This is a genomic window from Stenotrophomonas sp. NY11291, from assembly GCF_023277365.1.
Lineage (GTDB): Bacteria > Pseudomonadota > Gammaproteobacteria > Xanthomonadales > Xanthomonadaceae > Stenotrophomonas > Stenotrophomonas geniculata.
This window is the reverse complement of record NZ_CP096975.1, coordinates 4,628,631-4,647,896: the sequence shown is the minus strand read 5'-3', so window position 1 is coordinate 4,647,896 and position 19,266 is coordinate 4,628,631. Positions and strand designations below refer to the sequence as shown.

General features: G+C 66.3%; 16 protein-coding genes and 1 pseudogene. 10 read left to right on the top strand and 7 right to left on the bottom strand.

All coding sequences use genetic code 11. From position 1 onward, the window contains the following. Positions 1–193: 193 nt before the first annotated feature. Positions 194–2,595, top strand: a pseudogene (locus tag M1L61_RS21750) (TonB-dependent receptor). Continuing rightward, on the top strand, positions 2,595–3,896 hold the full coding sequence (locus M1L61_RS21745) for an aminotransferase class V-fold PLP-dependent enzyme (protein WP_248854094.1): 1,302 nt from the start codon (positions 2,595–2,597) through the stop codon (positions 3,894–3,896). Before M1L61_RS21750 ends, M1L61_RS21745 begins: the two are co-directional and overlap by 1 nt. Before the next feature lie 291 nt (positions 3,897–4,187). Here M1L61_RS21745 and M1L61_RS21740 read toward each other — a convergent pair whose 3' ends face one another. Genes M1L61_RS21740 through M1L61_RS21725 form a run of 4 tightly spaced genes read right to left on the bottom strand, consistent with a single transcriptional unit; the run spans position 4,188 to position 8,060 of the window. Beyond that, positions 4,188–5,702, bottom strand: coding sequence for a PLP-dependent aminotransferase family protein (locus tag M1L61_RS21740; RefSeq protein WP_248854093.1), 1,515 nt, complete (start codon positions 5,700–5,702; stop codon positions 4,188–4,190). A 9-nt stretch (positions 5,703–5,711) separates the two neighbouring features. Continuing rightward, positions 5,712–6,311, bottom strand: coding sequence for a DUF6436 domain-containing protein (locus tag M1L61_RS21735; protein WP_010482120.1), 600 nt, complete (start codon positions 6,309–6,311; stop codon positions 5,712–5,714). Next, positions 6,311–6,589, bottom strand: a complete 279-nt coding sequence (locus M1L61_RS21730) for a hypothetical protein (RefSeq protein ID WP_227852303.1) — start codon at positions 6,587–6,589, stop codon at positions 6,311–6,313. The genes M1L61_RS21735 and M1L61_RS21730 overlap by 1 nt, the downstream gene beginning before the upstream one ends. 55 nt (positions 6,590–6,644) lie before the next feature. Then, positions 6,645–8,060 carry a PLP-dependent aminotransferase family protein gene (locus M1L61_RS21725; RefSeq protein ID WP_248854092.1) on the bottom strand — a complete coding sequence of 472 codons (1,416 nt, stop codon included), beginning with the start codon at positions 8,058–8,060 and terminating at the stop codon, positions 6,645–6,647. Between the two features lie 183 nt (positions 8,061–8,243). Between M1L61_RS21725 and cyoA the strand changes: the two genes are divergently transcribed. The 5 genes from cyoA to M1L61_RS21700 all read left to right on the top strand — a co-directional run bounded on the left by cyoA (position 8,244) and on the right by M1L61_RS21700 (position 12,912). Further along, positions 8,244–9,149, top strand: a complete 906-nt coding sequence (gene cyoA / locus M1L61_RS21720; protein ID WP_010482114.1) for a ubiquinol oxidase subunit II — start codon at positions 8,244–8,246, stop codon at positions 9,147–9,149. A 5-nt stretch (positions 9,150–9,154) separates the two neighbouring features. After that, on the top strand, positions 9,155–11,131 hold the full coding sequence (gene cyoB / locus M1L61_RS21715) for a cytochrome o ubiquinol oxidase subunit I (RefSeq protein ID WP_248854091.1): 1,977 nt from the start codon (positions 9,155–9,157) through the stop codon (positions 11,129–11,131). Then, on the top strand, positions 11,128–11,763 hold the full coding sequence (gene cyoC, locus M1L61_RS21710; protein WP_010482111.1) for a cytochrome o ubiquinol oxidase subunit III: 636 nt from the start codon (positions 11,128–11,130) through the stop codon (positions 11,761–11,763). The genes cyoB and cyoC overlap by 4 nt, the downstream gene beginning before the upstream one ends. 1 nt (position 11,764) lies before the next feature. Further along, positions 11,765–12,097 carry a cytochrome o ubiquinol oxidase subunit IV gene (gene cyoD / locus M1L61_RS21705; protein WP_005411473.1) on the top strand — a complete coding sequence of 111 codons (333 nt, stop codon included), beginning with the start codon at positions 11,765–11,767 and terminating at the stop codon, positions 12,095–12,097. A gap of 143 nt (positions 12,098–12,240) precedes the next feature. Then, a complete protein-coding gene (locus M1L61_RS21700; RefSeq protein WP_010482109.1) occupies positions 12,241–12,912 on the top strand; it encodes an SCO family protein in 672 nt (223 codons plus the stop codon). A 165-nt stretch (positions 12,913–13,077) separates the two neighbouring features. Here M1L61_RS21700 and M1L61_RS21695 read toward each other — a convergent pair whose 3' ends face one another. Beyond that, positions 13,078–13,671 carry a hypothetical protein gene (locus tag M1L61_RS21695; RefSeq protein ID WP_010482108.1) on the bottom strand — a complete coding sequence of 198 codons (594 nt, stop codon included), beginning with the start codon at positions 13,669–13,671 and terminating at the stop codon, positions 13,078–13,080. After that, complete coding sequence (locus M1L61_RS21690; RefSeq protein WP_010482107.1) at positions 13,671–15,437, bottom strand: S8 family serine peptidase; 1,767 nt, start codon at positions 15,435–15,437, stop codon at positions 13,671–13,673. Before M1L61_RS21690 ends, M1L61_RS21695 begins: the two co-directional genes overlap by 1 nt. A 329-nt stretch (positions 15,438–15,766) precedes the next feature. On the opposite strand from M1L61_RS21690, the gene M1L61_RS21685 reads away from it, so the two are divergent. Further along, positions 15,767–16,207 (top strand): DUF2231 domain-containing protein, encoded by a 441-nt coding sequence (locus M1L61_RS21685; RefSeq protein ID WP_010482106.1) that lies wholly within the window; start codon positions 15,767–15,769, stop codon positions 16,205–16,207. Further along, positions 16,200–17,510 (top strand): sorbosone dehydrogenase family protein, encoded by a 1,311-nt coding sequence (locus tag M1L61_RS21680; RefSeq protein WP_248854090.1) that lies wholly within the window; start codon positions 16,200–16,202, stop codon positions 17,508–17,510. The genes M1L61_RS21685 and M1L61_RS21680 overlap by 8 nt, the downstream gene beginning before the upstream one ends. A gap of 90 nt (positions 17,511–17,600) precedes the next feature. On the opposite strand, the gene M1L61_RS21675 is transcribed toward M1L61_RS21680, so the two are convergent. After that, complete coding sequence (locus M1L61_RS21675; RefSeq protein WP_248854089.1) at positions 17,601–18,263, bottom strand: exopolysaccharide biosynthesis protein; 663 nt, start codon at positions 18,261–18,263, stop codon at positions 17,601–17,603. 149 nt (positions 18,264–18,412) lie between these two features. On the opposite strand from M1L61_RS21675, the gene yidA reads away from it, so the two are divergent. Further along, positions 18,413–19,246: a sugar-phosphatase gene (gene yidA, locus M1L61_RS21670; protein ID WP_049453999.1), complete on the top strand. Its 834-nt coding sequence runs from the start codon at positions 18,413–18,415 to the stop codon at positions 19,244–19,246. Positions 19,247–19,266 lie beyond the last annotated feature (20 nt).

Genomic DNA, 19,266 nt, shown 5'->3' with positions numbered 1-19,266 from the left:
TTCCCCGAATCCAATGCCGGCACAGTAGCGGATCGGCAGGCGCGGCGCTTAGCAGTTCTTGCGCCTGTGCGGCATCAAGCTGTCGTACTGACGTCATGCCTCCTTCACACATCGGGCCGAGACTGCGCGCCTTGTCCAGGCCTGTTGTGTCCGCACAGGTGCTGGCCCTGTCGCGTCCTCCCGGAGCCCTGCTGTGCATCGTTCGAAGCTTTCGCGTTCCATCCTCCTTGCCCTTTCCATGGCCAGCGCAGGAGGCGCGATCGCAGCGGAGGCCGATGCGATCGACGCCGCAGGCGGTAGCCGTGCCGTGCCCACCCAGCTCGATGCGATGCTGGTCACCGGTACCCGTGCCTCCAACCGCACCCAGTTCGAAACGCTGGCGCCGGTAGACGTGTTCACCAAGGAAGACATCACGTCCGTTGAATCCACCGACCTGAAGGATGTGCTGGCCCAGCTGGTGCCGTCGTTCGTGGTGCAGCGCCTGCCGATGGCGGACGGCCAAGTGTTCGTGCGCCCGGCCACCCTGCGTGGCCTGTCGCCGGACCAGACCCTGGTGCTGGTCAACGGTCGTCGCTTCCACCGCAGCGCGCTGCTCGGCAACCGTGGCGCGCAGGCCGCCGACCTGGCGCAGATTCCGACCAGTGCAATCAAGCGCATCGAAGTACTGCGTGATGGTGCGTCTGCGCAGTACGGCTCGGACGCCATCGCCGGTGTCATCAACATCATCCTCGAGGATGGTCCGGGCACCGAGATCACCGCCGGCTATTCGCAGTACGCGCAGGGGGACGGTGCCTCGCGCGACTTCAGTGCGCGCACCGGCTGGTCGCTGGGCGACTATGGCAGCCTGGTGCTGTTCGCTGAGTCGTCCAACTCCGACGCCACCTCGCGCACCCGCCAGCGCCCCGATGCCATCGCCTTCCAGGCGGCCCATCCGGAGCTGGACGTGCCCAACCCGGTGCAGCGCTGGGGCCAGCCGGACCTGGAAAGCCGCCGCGTTGGCTTCAACGTGAAGGCCAACGCCAGCGAGACGCTGGAGCTGTACGCGTTCGGTCTTTACAGCCACAGTGATGGCGTCAGCGATTTCAACTGGCGCAACCCGGACACCACCACCGGTGCCTACCGCACCACGTCGATCTTCCCGGGCTGGAACCTGCGTTCGCTGTACCCGGTGGGCTTCAGCCCGCAGTACGGCAACGTCCAGAACGATCTGCAGCTGGTCGGCGGCCTGCGTGGCGAGATCACGCCGAAGCTGCGCTGGGATGTCAGTGCTTCGTATGGTCGCAACGCCATCGACTACAGCCTGAAGAACTCGATCAATGCCTCGCTGGGTCCGGCCAGCCCGACCGCGTTCGACCTCGGCCGCCTGACCCAGACCGAGAAGAACGCCAACGCTGACGTCAACTACGAGTGGGAGGTGGGCGCGCTGTCCAAGCCGATCAACGTCGCCTTCGGCGGCGAGTTCCGCCAGGAGACCTACCAGGTGCGCGCCGGTGATCCGGCCTCGTACGCGGTGGGCCCGGGCGCGGTCGCGGGCCTGGAAGCCAATTCCAATGGCGCACCGGGCTTCTCCGCCAGCCAGGCCGGGCAGTGGAGCCAGCGCAGCAAGGCCGCCTACGTGGATATGGAAGTGCCGCTGGGCGAGCGCTGGAGCATCGGTGCGGCCAGCCGCTACGAGGACTTCTCCAGCTTCGGCAGCACGCTGGACGGCAAGCTGTCGGCGCGCTTCGCGATCACGCCGGACGTAGCCCTGCGCGGTACCGTGTCCACCGGCTTCCGTGCACCGACGCCGGCGCAGCTCAACACCACCAGTACCACCCAGGGCCTGGACACGCGCACCCTGCAGATCTTCACCAGTGGCCGCCTGTCGCCGAACGATCCACTGGCGCAGCTGCTCGGTGCCAGGCCGCTGAAGCCCGAAGAATCGCGCACCGCCTCGCTGGGCCTGACCTGGCGCACCGACCTGGGCCTGTCCGGTTCGGTGGATGTCTACCAGATCAGGCTCACCGACCGCTTCAGCCAGTCGGCCAGCTTCGCCATTCCGGCCGGTACGCCCAATCCGCTGGGCTATACCTCGGTGAACTACTTCACCAACGACTTCGACACCACCACCACCGGCGTCGACGTGGTCGGCAATTACCTGCGCGACCTCGGCGCAGGCCGCATGACGCTAACCTGGCCTACAACTACAACCGCACCCGCGTGGACAACGGCAGCACCTCGGTGGCGACCAACGAAACCCAGCGCGTGCTGTTCGAAGACCGCCTGCCCGAGCACAAGGGCAGCCTGACCGGCAGCTGGGACATCGGCGCCTGGTCGCTGATGGCGCGCATGCGCTACTACGGTGCCTGGACCGACTCCAGCGGCAATGCAGTGGGCGACATCTACCAGCGCTTCGGCGCGATGAGCTTCCTCGACCTGGCTGTTGGCTATCGCATCAACGAACATCACAGCCTGCGCGTGGGTGCCGACAACGTGTTCGACCGCTACCCGGATGAGGCCACGTTCCAGGCCAGCCGCGGCCTGGTCTACTCGCGCAACGCGCCGTACGACACCGACGGTGCCAATCTGTACGCGCAGTACCGGCTGAGCTTCTGATGGACCCGGCCCGCCGTTCCCTTCTGCGTGCAGGCACCTTGCTGCCGGCTGCAGCTGCACTGTCTTCACTGCCCGCCACGGCTGCCGCGCGTTACGCTGCACCCATGCAGATTCCCGCAACGACCGTGGCGCCGGACGTGCTGGCCCGCGATGAAAACTACTGGACCGCCGTGGCCAGCCACTTCGACATCACCGACGAAGTGAACCATCTGGAGAACGGCTACTGGGGCGTGATGGGGCTTGAGACGCTGGCCAGTTACCAGCGCCACACCGCTGAAGTGAACCGTGGCAACGCCTGGTACGGCCGCCGTGAATTCCCGGCGCAGTACCTGGCAGTACAGCGGCAGGTGGCCGAGCTGCTGGGTGTGGGTGCGGATGAGATCGCACTGACTCGGGGCGCCACCGAGGCGATGCTGGCGTTGATTGGCGGCTACAACCGCCTGCAGCCCGGCGACCAGGTGCTGTATGCCGACATCGACTACGACAGCATGATCGGCGCGATGCGCTGGCTGCAGCAGCGTCGCGGCGTGCAGGTCGAGCGCATCGCGCTGCCGGCGGTGCCCGACCACGCGCAGATCCTGCAGGCGTATGAGGACGCATTCGCGCAGTTTCCGCGCCTGAAGCTGGTGCTGCTGACCCAGGTCAGCCATCGCCATGGGCTGGTGCTGCCGGTGGCCGAGATCGCCGAGCGTGCACGCGCACGGGGTATCGACGTGATCGTCGATGCGGCGCATGGCTTTGGCCAGATCGACTACGCGGTGCCACAGCTGAAGGCCGATTTCGTTGGCATCAACCTGCACAAATGGATCGGTGCGCCGGTCGGCGTCGGCGCGATGTACGTGCGCAGGGGCCGCGTTGCGGACCTCGACCCGTACATGGGCGAGACCGACGACGGCCGCGTGGGCAGCCGCGTACACACCGGCACGGTCAACTTCGCCGCCTACCTGGCACTGCCGGAAGCGATCGCGCTGCACCAGCGCATCGGCGTGGCCAACAAGCAGGCGCGCCTGCGCTACCTGCGCGAGCGCTGGACGCTGCCAGCGCGGCAGATGGCGCACATCGAAGTGCTGTCTTCGCCCGATCCGGCGCTGGCCAGCGCCTTGGCCAGCTTCCGTCTGCGTGGGCGCACCAGCGTGGCAGACAACATGGCGCTGCAGAAGCGCCTGCTGGACGAGCATCGCGTGTTCACCACCCATCGCGACGGGTTGGACTCCGGCTCCTGCGTGCGGGTGACGCCGTCGGTGTTCACCCGGCCGCAGCAGATGGATGCGCTGGTGCAGGCCCTTTCCGCCCTGGCCTGACCCTGCTTGGGTAGGTGCCAACCTTGGTTGGCACATTTCGAGCGTGGCGGGAAATCTTCCGCCGGGCAGGGCCCGGCGCTACCGCTCTTCTCCAGCCTGGTGGGTGCCGACCGTTGGTCGGCACATCACCCTGCTTTGGTGGGTGCCAACCTTGGTTGGCACATTCCAACCGTGCCGGGGAATCTTGCGCCGGCCAGCGGCCGGCACTCGGTCTGGTGGGTGCCGACCGTGGGTCGGCACATCCTGTCCACGCATGGCGTGGATCTACGATTCGCCGGGCATGGCCCGGCGCTACCGCTCGATCGCCGGTAACGCATCGGACAACAACAACCGGTCAATCCGCCGCAACGCGCTCTCCAGCTGCCGGCGATCCGCTGCCAGCCCCAGCGACAACCGCACGCCGTTCTGACGCTGCACCCCGGGCGGGCAAAACGCCGATGAAGGAGCGATGGCCAGCCCCTGCAACTGCGCGGTACGCACCAGCGTGGCGTCGGTCCATGGTGCCGGCACCCGACACCAGGCATGCAGGCCTTCGGCGCGTAGCAGCAGCGACGGCGCCAGCAGGTAGCGCGCCATGCGCATGCGCTCGCGGGCCTCGGTGCGCACCTGCGCCAGCAGTGACTGTGCCGAACCATCCAGCAGCAGCTGGCTGGCCAGCGCTGAGACCAACGGGTGCCCCATCAGCCGGGTGGCGCGCAGGGCCGATGCCATTGCCTCGGCGTGCGCAGCGCTCGGGCACTGCACGAACGCGGTGCGCAGGCCAGGGCTGATCACCTTCGACAGCGTCGCCACATAGAACACATGGCGCGGTGCCAGCGTTGCCAGCGGTATCGGTGCCTCTTCGGCAAGATGCCAGTACGGATCATCTTCGATCGCCAGCAGGCCCTCGCTTTCCAATATGCGTGCCAGCGCTTCGCGCCGCTGCAACGGCAATGTCAGTGCGGTCGGGTTCTGGCAGGTGGGGTTGAGATAGACCAGCCGCGCGCCACCTTCGCGTGCCTGCCGCACCAGCGCCTCGGGGCACATGCCGTGCTCGTCGCCTTCCACCGGAACCAGCCGCCGGCCAAGCGCCCCCGCGGCCTGCAGCAGCCCCGGGTAGACCAGCGCATCGCAGAGGATCGTATCGCCATCGCGGCCCTGGCTGACCAGGATCGCGGCCAGCGCCACCTGTGCGCCTTCGGTCAGCAGCAGGCAGTTGTCAGCCACGACGCCCAGCATCGGCTGCAGCCAGCGCGCCGCGGCATGGCGATCAGTGGGGTTGCCGCCCCCCAGGTGATAGGTCATCAGGTTCGGTGCGTTGCTGCGCGCAAGCACGGCGGCGGCGCCGCGACGCAGCGTCTCCGCCAGCGCGTCGGCATCAGGCACCGGCGGCACGTTCATGCTCAGGTCCACCACCTGGTCGAAGCCGGCCTTGGGCGGTGCGATGAAGCTGCCCTGTGGTCCACGCGCTTCGATCAGGCCACGCTTGCGTGCTTCATCGAAGGCGCGGGTGACCGTGGTCAGGTCGATGCCCAGCTGCTGCGCCAACGCGCGCTGCGAGGGCAGGCGCTGTCCCGGTGCCAGACCACCACGGCGCACCGTGCGCTCCAGTGAATTGACGATGCGCAGATAGATCGGGCCGCTGTGCGCGAGCACGTCCTGCACCCATTCGCGGGCTGCGACATCCGGTCGCGGCATGTACGGAGCATGTCGGGGCGTATCGTTGCTTCCAACGGCGGGAGCCTGTCCATAACCATCGGTCGGTTCGGACAGGTGACCGCCGTTGTTGTTTGCGGCGGTCGCACCGGCCAGCGTCAGTGATGTCATTGCGCGTCCTCAGCGCTTGGCCTGCCAGGGGCAGTAGCAGCCCACGGCAAGCAGTCCCTTGGGGCGCACGGTTTCGCCGCGCACCAGTCTGTCCAGCAGCGGTTCGACGAAACTGTTGGCCGAGTTGCAGACCATGCCGATGCTGTACGGGCCGGCGTAGGCCAGATGGCCCTGCCGGTCCCAGATCGCCACCGCAGGGCTGGCCGGGATGTGCTCGATGCCGTCGATGGACGGCAGGTTGATCACCTTGTTGCGCAGCGGCTCGGGCAGTTCGCCCTGCGTGCCAGGGCGACGGATCGCGTAGAAGTCGATGCCGGCGCGGCGGTACATGCTGATCAGGTAGCTCAGGTGGGCACCGGTCTCGCGGTTGCACACCCCGCAGGCCGGGTCCCAGAAATGCACCACGCGGATGCGGCCGGTATCTCCGGCCAGATCGGCCGGCAGGCGCAGCTGCGAGTCGTCGAAGACGATGGCCTGTTCGGTGAACGTGGACTGCGCGCTGTAGCCGAAGTACTGCCACAGCGCAGCCGCCACGCCGGCCATGAACAGGCAGGCGAGGGCGATCATCGTCGGCAGCAGCCAGCGGCGACGCGGCGCGGCTGCGCCCATCAGGACGCGTCCCCGCCAAACTTGTGCACGTACTGCTTGCGCATCTCGCGGCAGGAGTCGGCCTGCGCGCGACGCTGGATCTCGCTACGCGACGGATCCTCGCTGCGCTGCAGGCACTGCTCGATGGCATGGCGTTCGGCGGCCTGTACGTCCACGGTCTGTGGCTGCAGGCAGACCCAGGCCAGCGCGGCCAGCATCAGTACGACAAAGCCGCCGCACCCGGCCATCACCAGGTGGAACTTCAGTTTCTCGGCGCGCATCGATGCACGTCCCTTCATCCATACATTGCATACAAAATATCATCTTGTATGGATGTCGTGTCACGTGGACGACTCAGACGATGGCGCTGTGCCGGGCCTCGGGGGCTTCAGACAGGATCTCGTTCAGCTTGGCCAGCGCCCCGGCCAGCGCGCCCTGGTCGACCGCGCCGCCCAGCGACAGTCGGATGGCGTTGCCCGGCGGCGGTTCTTCCACGCTGAAGGCGTCGGAACTGGCGATGCCCAGGCCCTGTTCCTGCGCGGCCTGGATCAGCCGGTACTGGTCAAGCCGTGGCGGCAGCGGCAGCCACACATGCAGGCCGGCCGGATGCGCCTGGGCACGGGACGGCAGGTACTGCGCGGCAATGGCCTGGCGCTCGCGCAGTTCCTGCTGGAAGCGCTGCACCATGTCCTGGGCCTGGCCGCTGCGGATCCACTGCGAGGCTACTGCCACCATCGACTGGGTCGGCATCAGCGCGATCGCGCGCAGGGCGTCCAGCACTGGCTCCATCGGCTCGCCGGCCGGCACCACCAGGTAAGCGGTGCGCAGGCCCGGGGCCAGGCACTTGGACAGGGTGGAGATGTAGTAGACCGGGCAGCCGGCGTCGCGATGGGTGGCCAACGGCGGCGCGGCGTCCCCGGCCAGCAACCAGTAGGGATCGTCTTCGATCACGGTCAGATCGTGGCGCTTGGCAACCGCCAGCAGGGCCTGCCGGCGTTGTGCCGACATCGTCGCCGTGGTCGGGTTCTGTATGGTCGGCACCAGATACAGCAGGCGCGGGCGGCGCAGCTGGCAGGCTTCTTCCAGCGCATCGGGCAGCATGCCTTCGGCGTCCATCGCCACCGGCACTACGCCCCGCTGCAGCACGCGCGCGGCCGCCAGCAGGCCCGGGTAGGTCAGCTGCTCGGCGGCGATCAGCTCGCCCGGCTGGGTGCGGGCCAGGATCAGCGCACACAGTGCAGTCTGCGCGCCGGGGCAGATCACTACCTGGTCGGTGCCGACCGTACCCAGCATCGGTGACAGCCACTGTACGGCGGCGGCGCGGTCCTCGCGGGTGCCGGCGCCAACGTGGTAGCTCATCAGTTCGCCCTGGCCCAGCTGCTGGCCCACGTGCTGGAAACCGGCCTCCATGCCCTGTGCAAAGTGCGCGCTGCCCAGCAGCGGCGGGATGTTCATGCTCAGGTCGACCGAGGTGCTGCGGTTGCCGGCCGACAGCGCGATGAAGGTGCCGCCCGCGCCCTGCGCGTCGAGCAGGCCGGCCTGGCGCAGTTCGGCAAAGGCGCGGGTGACCGTGGTCAGGTCCACACCCACCTGCTGGGCCAGGTCGCGCTGCGGCGGCAGGCGGTCGCCCGGGCGCAGCACGCCGTCATCCACTGCCTCGCGCACCTGCTGGGCAATCTGCAGGTACAGCGGGCCGGCGCCCTCGCGGAAGGGGCGGACCCAGGTGCGATTGGGGTGTTTCAGGCGGCGGCCGGCGGCAGGTGGCGTCATCGATCAGATTTTTCCATACGTGCAGATGCACAAGTCCATACAATGCTGTATCTTGTATGGGCTTGATTGGACTGGTTCGCCTGCTTGTAGGCGACCTCGTACCCACAGTGTAGCCGCTCCACGCCCGGGCGCTGCGCGCAGGCGAGCCGGTCAAGCGCGCTTCTTCAACAGGGTTGACCTCCAATGAATATCTGCTGGAACCGCATCCGCCTGGCGCTGGTCGCCCTGGCCTGCGTCGGCCTGTCGGGCTGTGACTGGGTGCTGCTGGATTCGAAGGGCATGGTCGGGCTCGCCCAGCGCGACCTGATCCTGATCTGCATCGGCCTGATGCTGATCGTGGTGATACCGGCCATCGTGCTGACCTTCGTGTTCGCGTGGCGCTACCGCGCCGGCAACACCAAAGCGAAATACACGCCGGACTGGTCGCACTCCACCAAGGTGGAGATCGTGGTCTGGGGCGTGCCGCTGATCATCATCGCGGTGCTGGCGGTGATCGTGTGGAAGTCGACCCACGAACTGGACCCGTACAAGCCGCTGGACGTGGCTGGCGAACCGCTGCACGTGGACGTGATCGCCACCGACTGGAAGTGGGTGTTCGTGTACCCGGACCTGGGCATCGCCACGGTCAACCAGCTCAACTTCCCGGCCAATCGTCCGCTGGCATTCAACATCACCTCCAACTCGACGATGAATACCTTCTTCATCCCGCAGCTGGGTGGGCAGATCTACGCGATGGCCGGCATGCGCACGCAGCTGCACCTGATCGCCAACGAGCCCGGCCAGTTCCGTGGCATGTCCGGCAACTACAGCGGGCATGGCTTCTCGAACATGAAGTTCATCGCCACTGCCAGCAGCAACGAAGACTTCGAGCGCTGGGTGGCCGAAGTGCGCAGCGCGCCCGACGCGCTCAGCTTCACGCAGTTCAAGGCGCTGGCCGCGCCGTCGAAGAACGCACCGGTGCAGCACTTCTCCAGTGTTGAACCGCTGCTGTTCAAGAAGGTCATCGACCAGTTCATCGGCGTCGGTGAGAACACCGCAGCTGCTACCCCGGCGGGCGCTGCCGGCGGTGCCCAGGTTTCCCAGGAGTAACGAACATGTTGGGTAAATTGACGTGGGAGGCCGTGCCGCTGCACGAGCCGATCGTCGTGGTCACATTGGCGGCCATGGTGCTGGGTGGCCTCGCGCTGCTCGGCGCGGTGACGTACTTCAAGCTGTGGGGCCCGCTGTGGCGTGACTGGTTCACCACCGTGGACCACAAGAAGATCGGCATCATGTACGTGGTGGTGGCGCTGGTCATGCTGGTGCGCGGCTTCGCCGATGCGCTGATGATGCGCGCGCAGCTGGCCGCGGCCGGACCAGGCAGTGATGGTTTCCTGCCGCCCGAGCACTACGACCAGATCTTCACCGCACACGGCGTGATCATGATCTTCTTCGTGGCCACCCCGTTCGTGGTCGGCCTGATGAACATCATCGTGCCGCTGCAGATCGGCGCGCGCGACATGGCGTTCCCGTTCCTCAACGCCTTCAGCTTCTGGATCTTCGTGGTCGGCGCAGCGCTGATGATGATCTCGCTGGGCGTCGGCGAATTCGCCATGACCGGCTGGGTCGCCTATCCGCCGCTGTCGGGCATCGAGTTCAGTCCAGGCGTGGGTGTCGACTACTACATCTGGGCCTTGCAGGCGTCCGGCATCGGTACGTTGCTGACCGGCGTCAACCTGTTCATCACCATCCTGCGCATGCGTGCGCCGGGCATGACGTTGATGAAGATGCCGGTGTTCACCTGGGCCGTGCTGGTCACCAGCGTGATCATCATCGCCGCCTTCCCGATCCTGACCGTGGCGCTGGGCGCGCTCACCCTGGACCGCTACCTGGACTTCAACTTCTACACCAACACGTTGGGTGGCAACCCGATGATGTACGTGAACCTGGTGTGGGCCTGGGGCCATCCGGAGGTGTACATCCTGGTGCTGCCGGCGTTCGGCATCTTCTCTGAAGTGACTGCCACGTTCGCGCGCAAGAAGCTGTTCGGCTACAAGTCGATGGTCGGCGCCACGCTGGCGATCGGCATCCTGTCGTTCATCGTCTGGCTGCACCACTTCTTCACCATGGGTTCCGGTGCCAGCGTCAATGCCTTCTTCGGCATCATGACGATGATCATCGCCATTCCCACCGGCGTGAAGATCTTCACCTGGCTGTTCACCATGTATGGCGGCCGCGTCGAGTTCAGCGTGCCGATGCTGTGGACCATCGCCTTCCTGGTCACCTTCACCATCGGTGGCATGACCGGCGTGCTGCTGGCTATCCCGGGCGCGGACTTCCTGCTGCACAACAGCCTGTTCCTGGTCGCGCACTTCCACAACACCATCATCGGCGGCGCGCTGTTCGGCTACCTGGCCGGCTTCGCCTACTGGTTCCCGAAGGTGTTCGGCTTCACCCTCAACGAGCGCCTGGGCAAGTGGTCGTTCGCCTGCTGGGTGATCGGCTTCTACCTGGCCTTCATGCCGCTGTACATGCTGGGCTTCATGGGCATGACCCGTCGCATGAACCAGTACGACAACCCGGCGTGGACGCCGTACCTGATCGCCGCCTTCATCGGCGCGCTGTTCGTGTTCGCGGGCATCATCCTGATGCTGGTGCAGATCTACGTGAGCGTTCGCGACCGCAAGCGCAACCTGGACCTGACCGGCGACCCGTGGAATGCGCGCACGCTGGAATGGGCCACGCCGTCGCCGCCACCGTTCTACAACTTCGCGGTGGTGCCCAAGGCCGATGAGCTGGACGCCTTCCACGAAGCGAAGAAGCGCGGCCTGCCGCCGCCGCCGAAGAAGTACGCACCGATCCACATGCCGAAGAACACCGGCGTGCCGCTGATCCTCAACATCTGGATCCTGGTGCTGTGCTTCGCCCTGGTCTGGCACATCTGGTGGATGGCCGCGGCCAGCTTCATCGCGATGATCGTGACCCTGATCGTGCGGTCCTACGACGAGGACGTGGACTACTACGTCAGTTCCGAAGAGGTGGCGCGCACTGAAGCGGCCAACCTTGCCAAGCTGAAGGAGGTACGCGCATGAACCTGTTGACCCGCCCCGAGCTGGCCACCGGCACGCAGGCACACGAGGACCACCACGAACACGACCACAGCCACGAGCAGGGCGGCATGAAGGTGTTCGGCATGTGGGTCTACCTCATGTCCGACCTGGTGCTGTTCGGTTCGCTGTTCGCCTCGTACGCGGTGCTCAGCACCGCCTACGCCGGCGGCCCCACCGGCAAGGAGCTGTTCTCGCTGCCGTTCGTGATGGCCGAGACCTTCCTGCTGCTGGTCTCCAGCATCACCTACGGCCAGGCCGTACTGGCGATGCACCGCCACGACACCTCGGCGGTGCTGCGCTGGCTGGGCGTGACCTTCGTGCTCGGTGCCTCGTTCATCGGCATGGAGATCTATGAGTTCTCGCACCTGATCCACGAAGGCGCAGGCCCCAGCACCAGTGCCTACCTGTCGGCGTTCTTCGCGCTGGTCGCCACCCACGGCCTGCACGTGGCCAGCGGCCTGATCTGGATGGCGGTGGTCATGCACCAGGTCTACCGCCGTGGCCTGACCCCGACCAACATCACCCGCGTGTCGTGCCTGAGCCTGTTCTGGCACTTCCTGGACCTGGTGTGGATCTGCGTCTTCACTTTCGTCTACCTGATCGGAGCCTTCTGACATGGCCCACGTCGAAACTTCGCGCGCCGGCAATGCGCACGGCTCCACCAAGTCCTACCTGATCGGCTTCGTGCTGTGTGCGCTGCTGACCGTGGTGCCGTTCGCACTGGTGATGAACCCGGTGCTGTCGCGGCCGCTCACGCTGTTCCTGCTGGTCGGCTTCGCGGTGGCGCAGATCCTGGTGCAGCTGGTCTACTTCCTGCACATGGACCGCAAGTCCGAAGGTGGCTGGAACCTGGCCAGCTTCGTGTTCACCCTGGTGATCCTGTTCATCATCGTCGCGCTGTCGGTATGGATCATCTGGAGCATGCACTACCACATGATGATCAACTGACCGTGGCCGGGGTGATCGGCACGGATCGCGCGATCACCCCGGCACCTCAGTCCTCTTTTCCCCCAAGGGCAGGCCTGACCGAGACCCCGCCCGCATCTGCGTTGGTGGTACCCGTGAAGCGTCCTGCTGCTGTTGTCCGTTCGTTGTTCTCTCCCCGTTTCCGCCTGCCGCTGCTGGCAGGCCTGGCCATCGGCCTGCTGGCTGGCTGCAGTGCGCAGTCGCGCATGGACTTCTACTCCAAGGACATCGCCTGCGAAGAACTTGGCCAGCAGTGGTCGATGCCCGACAGCCACGGCACCGTGCGTGGCCCGAAGGACCTGCAGGGGCAGGTGACCTACCTGTTCTTCGGTTTCACCAGCTGCCCGGATGTGTGCCCGACCACCATGGTCGAGTTGAGCCAGGTGAAGCACCTGATGGGCAAGGATGCCGACCAGCTGCAGGTGGTGTTCGTCAGCGTCGATCCGGCGCGTGATACGCCGGAGGTTGCGCGCACCTATGTGGAAGCCTTCGACCCCAAGGCGATCGCACTGGTCGGCAACGAAGCGCAGTTGGCCGCGATGGCCAGCGACTTCAAGGCGTTCTACGAGAAGGAACCCGGCCAGGTGCCGGAGACCTACACCATGAGCCACATCGCCGGTGGCTACGTGTTCGACCGCCAGGGCCGACTGCGCCTGTTCGCGCCCTATGGCATGCCGGTGGACAAGCTGTTCTCCGACGTGCAGCGCCTGCTGCTGGAGCCCGCTCATCCAGCCGCCGGCAACGACGCACTGGCCAGCTGCAGCCGCAAGCACAGCGACACACTCGCCGCCCGGTAATCCCGGGCCATGCGCGGCTGATGCCGCCTGTTCGTCGCGCACGCTGCCCCGGTAGGTGTCGACCTTGGTCGACACGTGGGTGCCGACCGTTGGTCGGCACATCCCCCCACACCCATCCCCCGGCCGGCCAGGAGAGCCAACCGGCCGGGGGCACCACTCAACGCCTTACTTGGTTTCTTCCCACTGCACCACGTCCGGCTCGGCCGCCTTGATGCCGGCGGTCGACAGCAGCTTGGTGGTCGCATCCAGCGCCGCGTTCACCGACGGGTACTCCACAATCGCGCGGCCCGAGGCCTTGGATACCTTCACCACGGTGCCGCCGGTGGCGGTGGCCGCACGCTGGGCCGAGGCCGCATCGGTGAAGAACACCTTGACCCGCGAGGTCGCCACTACCGGCGCGCCATCGTTGGAGACAGCGGCCGCAAACTTGCTGGCGCCGGCATCTGCACGTGCGACCACACCGGTAGACGCATCGGTGGACCGCTTGCTGCGGGTACCGACGGCCGCCGCCCTGGCATCAGCCCCGGTCGTGATCCGGAACTGGCCGCCGCTGGCCGGCTGCACGGTTGCCGACGGCGCCAGCTGGAAGCGCGCGCCGCCCACATTGAACGAACGGCCGGTGGCCTCCGCCTTCAACTGCTGCGTGTCTACGGTCGACAAGGTCTTCGCCGGAGGTGTCTGGCCCGAACTCTGTGCCCAGGCGGTGGTGGTCATCGCCGCGAGGGCGAGGGTGCTCAACAGAATGGTCGTCTTCATCATCAGTGCCCCAGAACGCGGATCTTGAAGAATTCGAGGTTGCCACGCGATGCAGCGTTCGCGGCCTGCCCCAGGTCGGTGACTTCCAGCGTCCAGGTGCCCGTGGCGTTCTCATCCAGGAAGGCATTGCTGGACAGCAGGTCCCAGTTGGTGAAGTTGCGCTGGACACCATTGAGGCCAGAGCCGATCGCGGTGAATGCCGGCTGCACCACGCTGCGCGTGCCACTGGGCGAGACCAGCACGAACTGCAGCTGGCGGGTATTGCTGTGATTGACCCGGAAGCCGAGCTGCACGCTTTCGATGTTGCGCGCGCCATTGGCCAGCTGGAAGGTCAGGCGAGCAGCAGCGGCCGAGGTATTGCCGATGGCTACGGTGCGCGTCGTGTTGCGCCAGCCGCTGTCCACCAATGCACCCAGCGACTGGAAGTTCTCGGCGACCTCTACTGCACGGGCGGCGTTGACCACGCCGAAGCCGTACCAGTTGCTGTAGGCGCGGCCGGCGGCATTCACCGTCCAACCCGGCACCAGCACGCGGCCATCGGAGTGCGTGACCGCCGCCCGGTTCGGGTCATTGCGGGTGGCGGTGGTGGCCAGGATGTACTTCACATCGCGGTAGGACAGGTTTGGATTGGTTTCCAGCAGCAGTGCCGCCACGCCCGACACCATCGGCGTGGCCGCCGAGGTACCGTTCATCTTGCCGGTGTAGTTGCAGGTGCTGTCGATGGCGGACTGGTCGCCGTCCAATGTGTTGCGCAGGCTCGTATTCTTGTTGCTGCCCTGCGCGCAGCCGGTGACGTCGGTGGTGAGGATGGCCGGATCGTAGCGGATCGCCAGCTGCCCCGGCACGACCTGCCGCTGCCAGCCATTCTCGCCGCCGAAGCCGGACACCCACAGCGCCGAGCCGGTGGACGAGTAGGACGAGCGCACGCCATCGGCGCGCACGGCGGCAACAGTGATCACGTTGAACAGGTTGTTGCGCGGATCGCGGCCGGCCGGAATGCAGCCCGTGTTGCGGTTCTTGGTGTCTGCCGAGCAGATGTCGGTGCCATCCGAGCGTGCGCCGTTGTTGTGGTTGTTGCCGGCGGCTTTCACGTAGATGCCACCGCGCCCGCCACGGGTGCCGGACATGGCCTGCTCATAGGCGGTGATGTCGTTCTGGCTGTAGGCCAACGGCAGGTTGGGGTTGCCCGGGCTGGAGCCCCAGCTGTTGTTGAAGACCCCCACGTCGGCCACTTCGGCGCCGTCCCACCACGAGTACTCGATGTTGGAGTTCGAATTGCCCTGGGCATTGGATGCCAGGAAATTGAAGCCCTTGAGTGTGGCCGCCGAGGCCACGCCGCGCACGCCCAGGTTGTTGGCGCCCACCGCACCGGCGATGCCGCCGACCATGGTGCCGTGATTGTCGCGGTCCGGATTGGACGGTGAAGGGTTGTTGCTCTGGTTGGCGAAATTCTTGCCCGCGACCGCCGCGACGTTGGCAGCCAGGTCCGGGTGGGCGATCTGCAGGCCGTCATCGACGATGGCGATGGTGACGCCCTGGCCACGGATGCCATTGCGGAACAGGCCATCCACGTTGAGATCGTTGCCGGCCACCGGCAGGGTATCGCCCAGTACAGCCTGCCCGGTGTTGAGCAGATGCCACTGACGCCCGGCCAGCGGATCGGCCTGCTGGGCCTGGGCGGTGACGGCCAGGCTGCCCAGCACCAGGGCAGTGGCAAGGGCCAGGCGCGCGGAGCGCGGTGGCGCGGAGCGTTGCGTGTGTCGCTTCATACACGAATCCTTCTGTTGTGAATCGGCATGGCAGGACGGCGGGGCGGAACTGCCCCATCGCAACGAGCCAAACGCGACACAACGAACAACCCCCTACCTCTTCACACACCCAATCTGCAGATGTGCCGATTGCGTCACAAACGCTTATGCCGCGGGGTAATGACGACTGCGCGTTCCTGTAGAGCCGAGCCCATGCTCGGTTGATCGGACGGTCCCGTGTGTAAAGCAGCCGAGCATGGGCTCGGCTCTACACAAGCAGTGTCATCGCGCGCCCTCACATCCGGCTGTGCTACTACAGCCCGTGCACCCTTCCGCGTCGGAGCACGATGATGGTCAATCCGCTCGCCCAGGCCCATCGCGGCCTTGGCACCACGCTGTTCAGCCTGTTGAACCCGATACCTTTCGGCTTCTTCGTCGGCGCACTGATCTTCGACGCGATCTATCTCAACAGCGCCGAGGTGATGTGGGGCAAGGCCGCCGCCTGGCTGATCACCTTCGGCCTGCTGATCGCCATCATTCCGCGCCTGATCAACCTGTTCACGGTCTGGCGCCGCAACGGCACGGCCACCCGCATCGATCGCATCGACTTCTTCCTCAATCTGGTCGCAGTGGTGCTGGCCATCTGGAACGCCTTCGTGCACAGCCGCGATGCTTATGCCGTTGCAGTGCCGGGTACGATCCTGTCGGCGCTGACCGTGGCCTTGATCGCCCTGGGCCTGATCCTGCTGTCACTGCAGCCGCCGGTGCTGCAGGGAGGTCGTCATGGCTAAGCACATCCTGCCCACCGTGGCCGCGCTGGCACTGGCCGTCACCCTTTCGGCCTGCGCGGGCAAGGCCGAATATCACCCCGCCGACCAGTCCGGCGCAAAGCCGCCGCTGCCGGCGCCGAAGAATTTCCTGATGCCGCCGATGCAGGTGCCCCGTGGCGTGGGTTGGGCCGACGGCCAGTCGCCCACGGTGGCCGAGGGCCTGAAGATCGAGCGCATCGCCGCCAACCTGCTGCATCCGCGCCGGCTGTTGACCCTGCCCAACGGCGATGTGCTGGTGGTGGAAGGCAACGGCCCCGGCGAAGAACCGGTGACCACACCCAAGCAGTGGATCGCTGGCAAGGTGAAGGCGCGCTCGGGCAAGGCCGGCAAGGGTGGCAACCGGGTTACCCTGCTGCGCCGCACGCCGGGAACGAACACCTGGACCCAGCACGTCTACATCGAGGGCCTGCATTCGCCGTTCGGCATCCAGCTCATCGGTGACACGTTGTACGTGGCCAACACCGGCAACATCGTGCAGTTCCACTACGTGCCCGGCGAAACCCGCATGACCGACAAGGGTCGCGAGTTCACCGACCTGCCCAGCACCATCAACCATCACTGGACCAAGGAGCTGCTGGCCAGCCGCGACGGCAGCAAGCTGTACGTAGGCGTGGGCTCCAACAGCAACATCACCGAGAACGGCCTGGCCGTGGAATACCGTCGCGCGGTGGTGCTGGAAGTGGACGTGGCCACCCGTGGCAGCCGCATTTTCGCCTCGGGCATCCGCAATCCCACCGGCCTGGATTGGGAGCCGAGCACCGGGAAGCTGTGGGCGGTGGCGAACGAGCGCGACGAGATCGGTGCCGACCTGGTGCCTGATTACTTGACCTCGGTGAAGGAAGATGGCTTCTACGGCTGGCCCTACAGCTACTACGGCCAGCACGTGGACGAGCGCGTGCAGCCGCAGCGGCCGGACCTGGTGGCCAAGGCGATCGTGCCGGACTACGCCATCGGCTCGCACGTGGCGCCGCTGGGCCTGCTGTTCTACACCGGCCAGGCACTGCCGGCGCAGTACCACGGCGGTGCCTTCATCGGCGAACACGGCAGCTGGGACCGTTCGCCACTAAGTGGCTACGAAGTGGTCTACGTACCGTTCAAGGACGGCAAGCCGACCGGGCGGCCACAGACCGTGGTCAGCGGCTTCGCCTCGAAGGACGAGAAGACGCTGATGGGTGCGCCGGTGGGGATGGCCATGGATGCAGAGGGCGCGCTGCTGGTCGCCGACGACGTGGGCGACGTGGTGTGGCGGGTGTCGGCCAAGTAGTTCTGTAGAGCCGAGCCTATGCTCGGCTGCTCTTCGTTCGGTGCACGGAAACCCGCGCGGTGCGCGCGTAAGCCGAGCATGGGCTCGGCTCTACAGTTCCGCAGTACTGCTGCGGAACCCGCTGAACACCGACTCGGCAGCAAACCCGACGCCGCCCAGCAGCACGCCGAAATACACCACCGTGGCCACCACGAAGCCGTAACCGGCCGCCACCGCCGCGCCATCGCGCTGGATGAAGCCGATTGCAAAGGCCATCAGCGCCAGCGCCGGCAGCGTGTTGCTGAAAGGAATCGGTCCGGCGGGCGCCATCAGCAGCAGGGTCGCGAACACCAGCATCAGGTTGTTCAGGCGCATCATCTTCTTCGAGCGCACCATCACCGCCAGCCGCATCGGCCGCGACAGCCGCTCCATGCGGTGCACCCACTTCAGCGCACGGCCCAGGTTGGCCTTCAGCTTGTCGGCGGCGATCTCGCGGCGCGCCAGCTTCTGCGGCACCCACAGCGGGCGGTTGCGCACCCGGCTCAGGCCGATGAGCAGGATCGAGGCGCCGAACACGGTGCTCAGCCCGGGAATCGACACCGGAATGATGAAGATGGCCGAGAGCAGGATCACGATCAGCAGCAGGCCTTCATCGCCCAGCGCACTGAGCAGGGTGCCGACGCTGACCTGCTCGCCGGGCAGCTCGTCGATCATCTGCTCGATCTGCTGGGCCAGAGGCGCACTGTCGTTGGTTTCGGGGGCACGGTAGGTCATGCGTCGCAAGGTTCTCCAGGGAAGGGCGGTCAGCGGGCCGTCCTGCGGTGGGGGACGCACAGGCTCCCGCAGTATCCCGGCCAACGTGGGCAAAGAGGTGAACCGGGCATGAGGGGGTAAACTGGCGTGCCCCGCACGAGTTGAACGCAATGGACATGGGCCGCAGGCAATCGACCATCGAACTGGTCGCCATCGACATGGATGGCACCCTGCTGGACCCCAGCCACACGCTCACCGCCCGGGCCAAGCAGGCCATCGCGCAGGCGCGCGCGCTGGGGGTGCACATCGTGCTGACCAGTGGCCGCCCGGTTCCCGGCCTGGCACCGTTCCTGCACGAGCTGGGCATCACCGGCGACGACGACTACTGCATCGCCTGCAATGGCGGCCTGGTGCAACGCATCGGCACGCGCGAAACCGTGGTCGAGTATCCGCTCAGCTTCGACGACTTCCTGTTCTGCGAGCAGGTGGCCCGCGAAGTGGGCGTGCACTTCCAGGCGCTGGACAGCCAGCGCATGTACACGCCCAACCAGGACATCAGCTATTACACCGTGGCCGACTCGCATCTTTCACGGATGCCGCTGTCCTACCGCCGCGTGGAAGACATGGACCCGTCGATGTCCTTCATCAAGCTGATGATGATCGACGCGCCCGACGTGCTGGATGCCGCCATCGCGCGCCTGCCCAGCGAACTGACCGAGCGTTTCGCGGTGCTTAAGAGCGCGCCGTTCTTCCTGGAAGTGTTCGACCGCCGCGCCGGCAAGGGCCCGAGCCTGCAGAAGCTGGCCGAGCACCTGGGCATCGATCGCGCCAACGTGATGGCCATCGGTGACCAGGAAAACGACCTGACCATGCTGCAGTACGCCGGTACCAGCGTGGCGATGGGCAATGCCATTGATGCTGTGAAGGCGGTGGCGCGGTTTGAAACCACCAGCAACGCCGATGAAGGTGTGGCGCGGGCGATCGAGCGCTTCGTCCTGCAGTAACCGCGCGGTCAGCTGTCCAG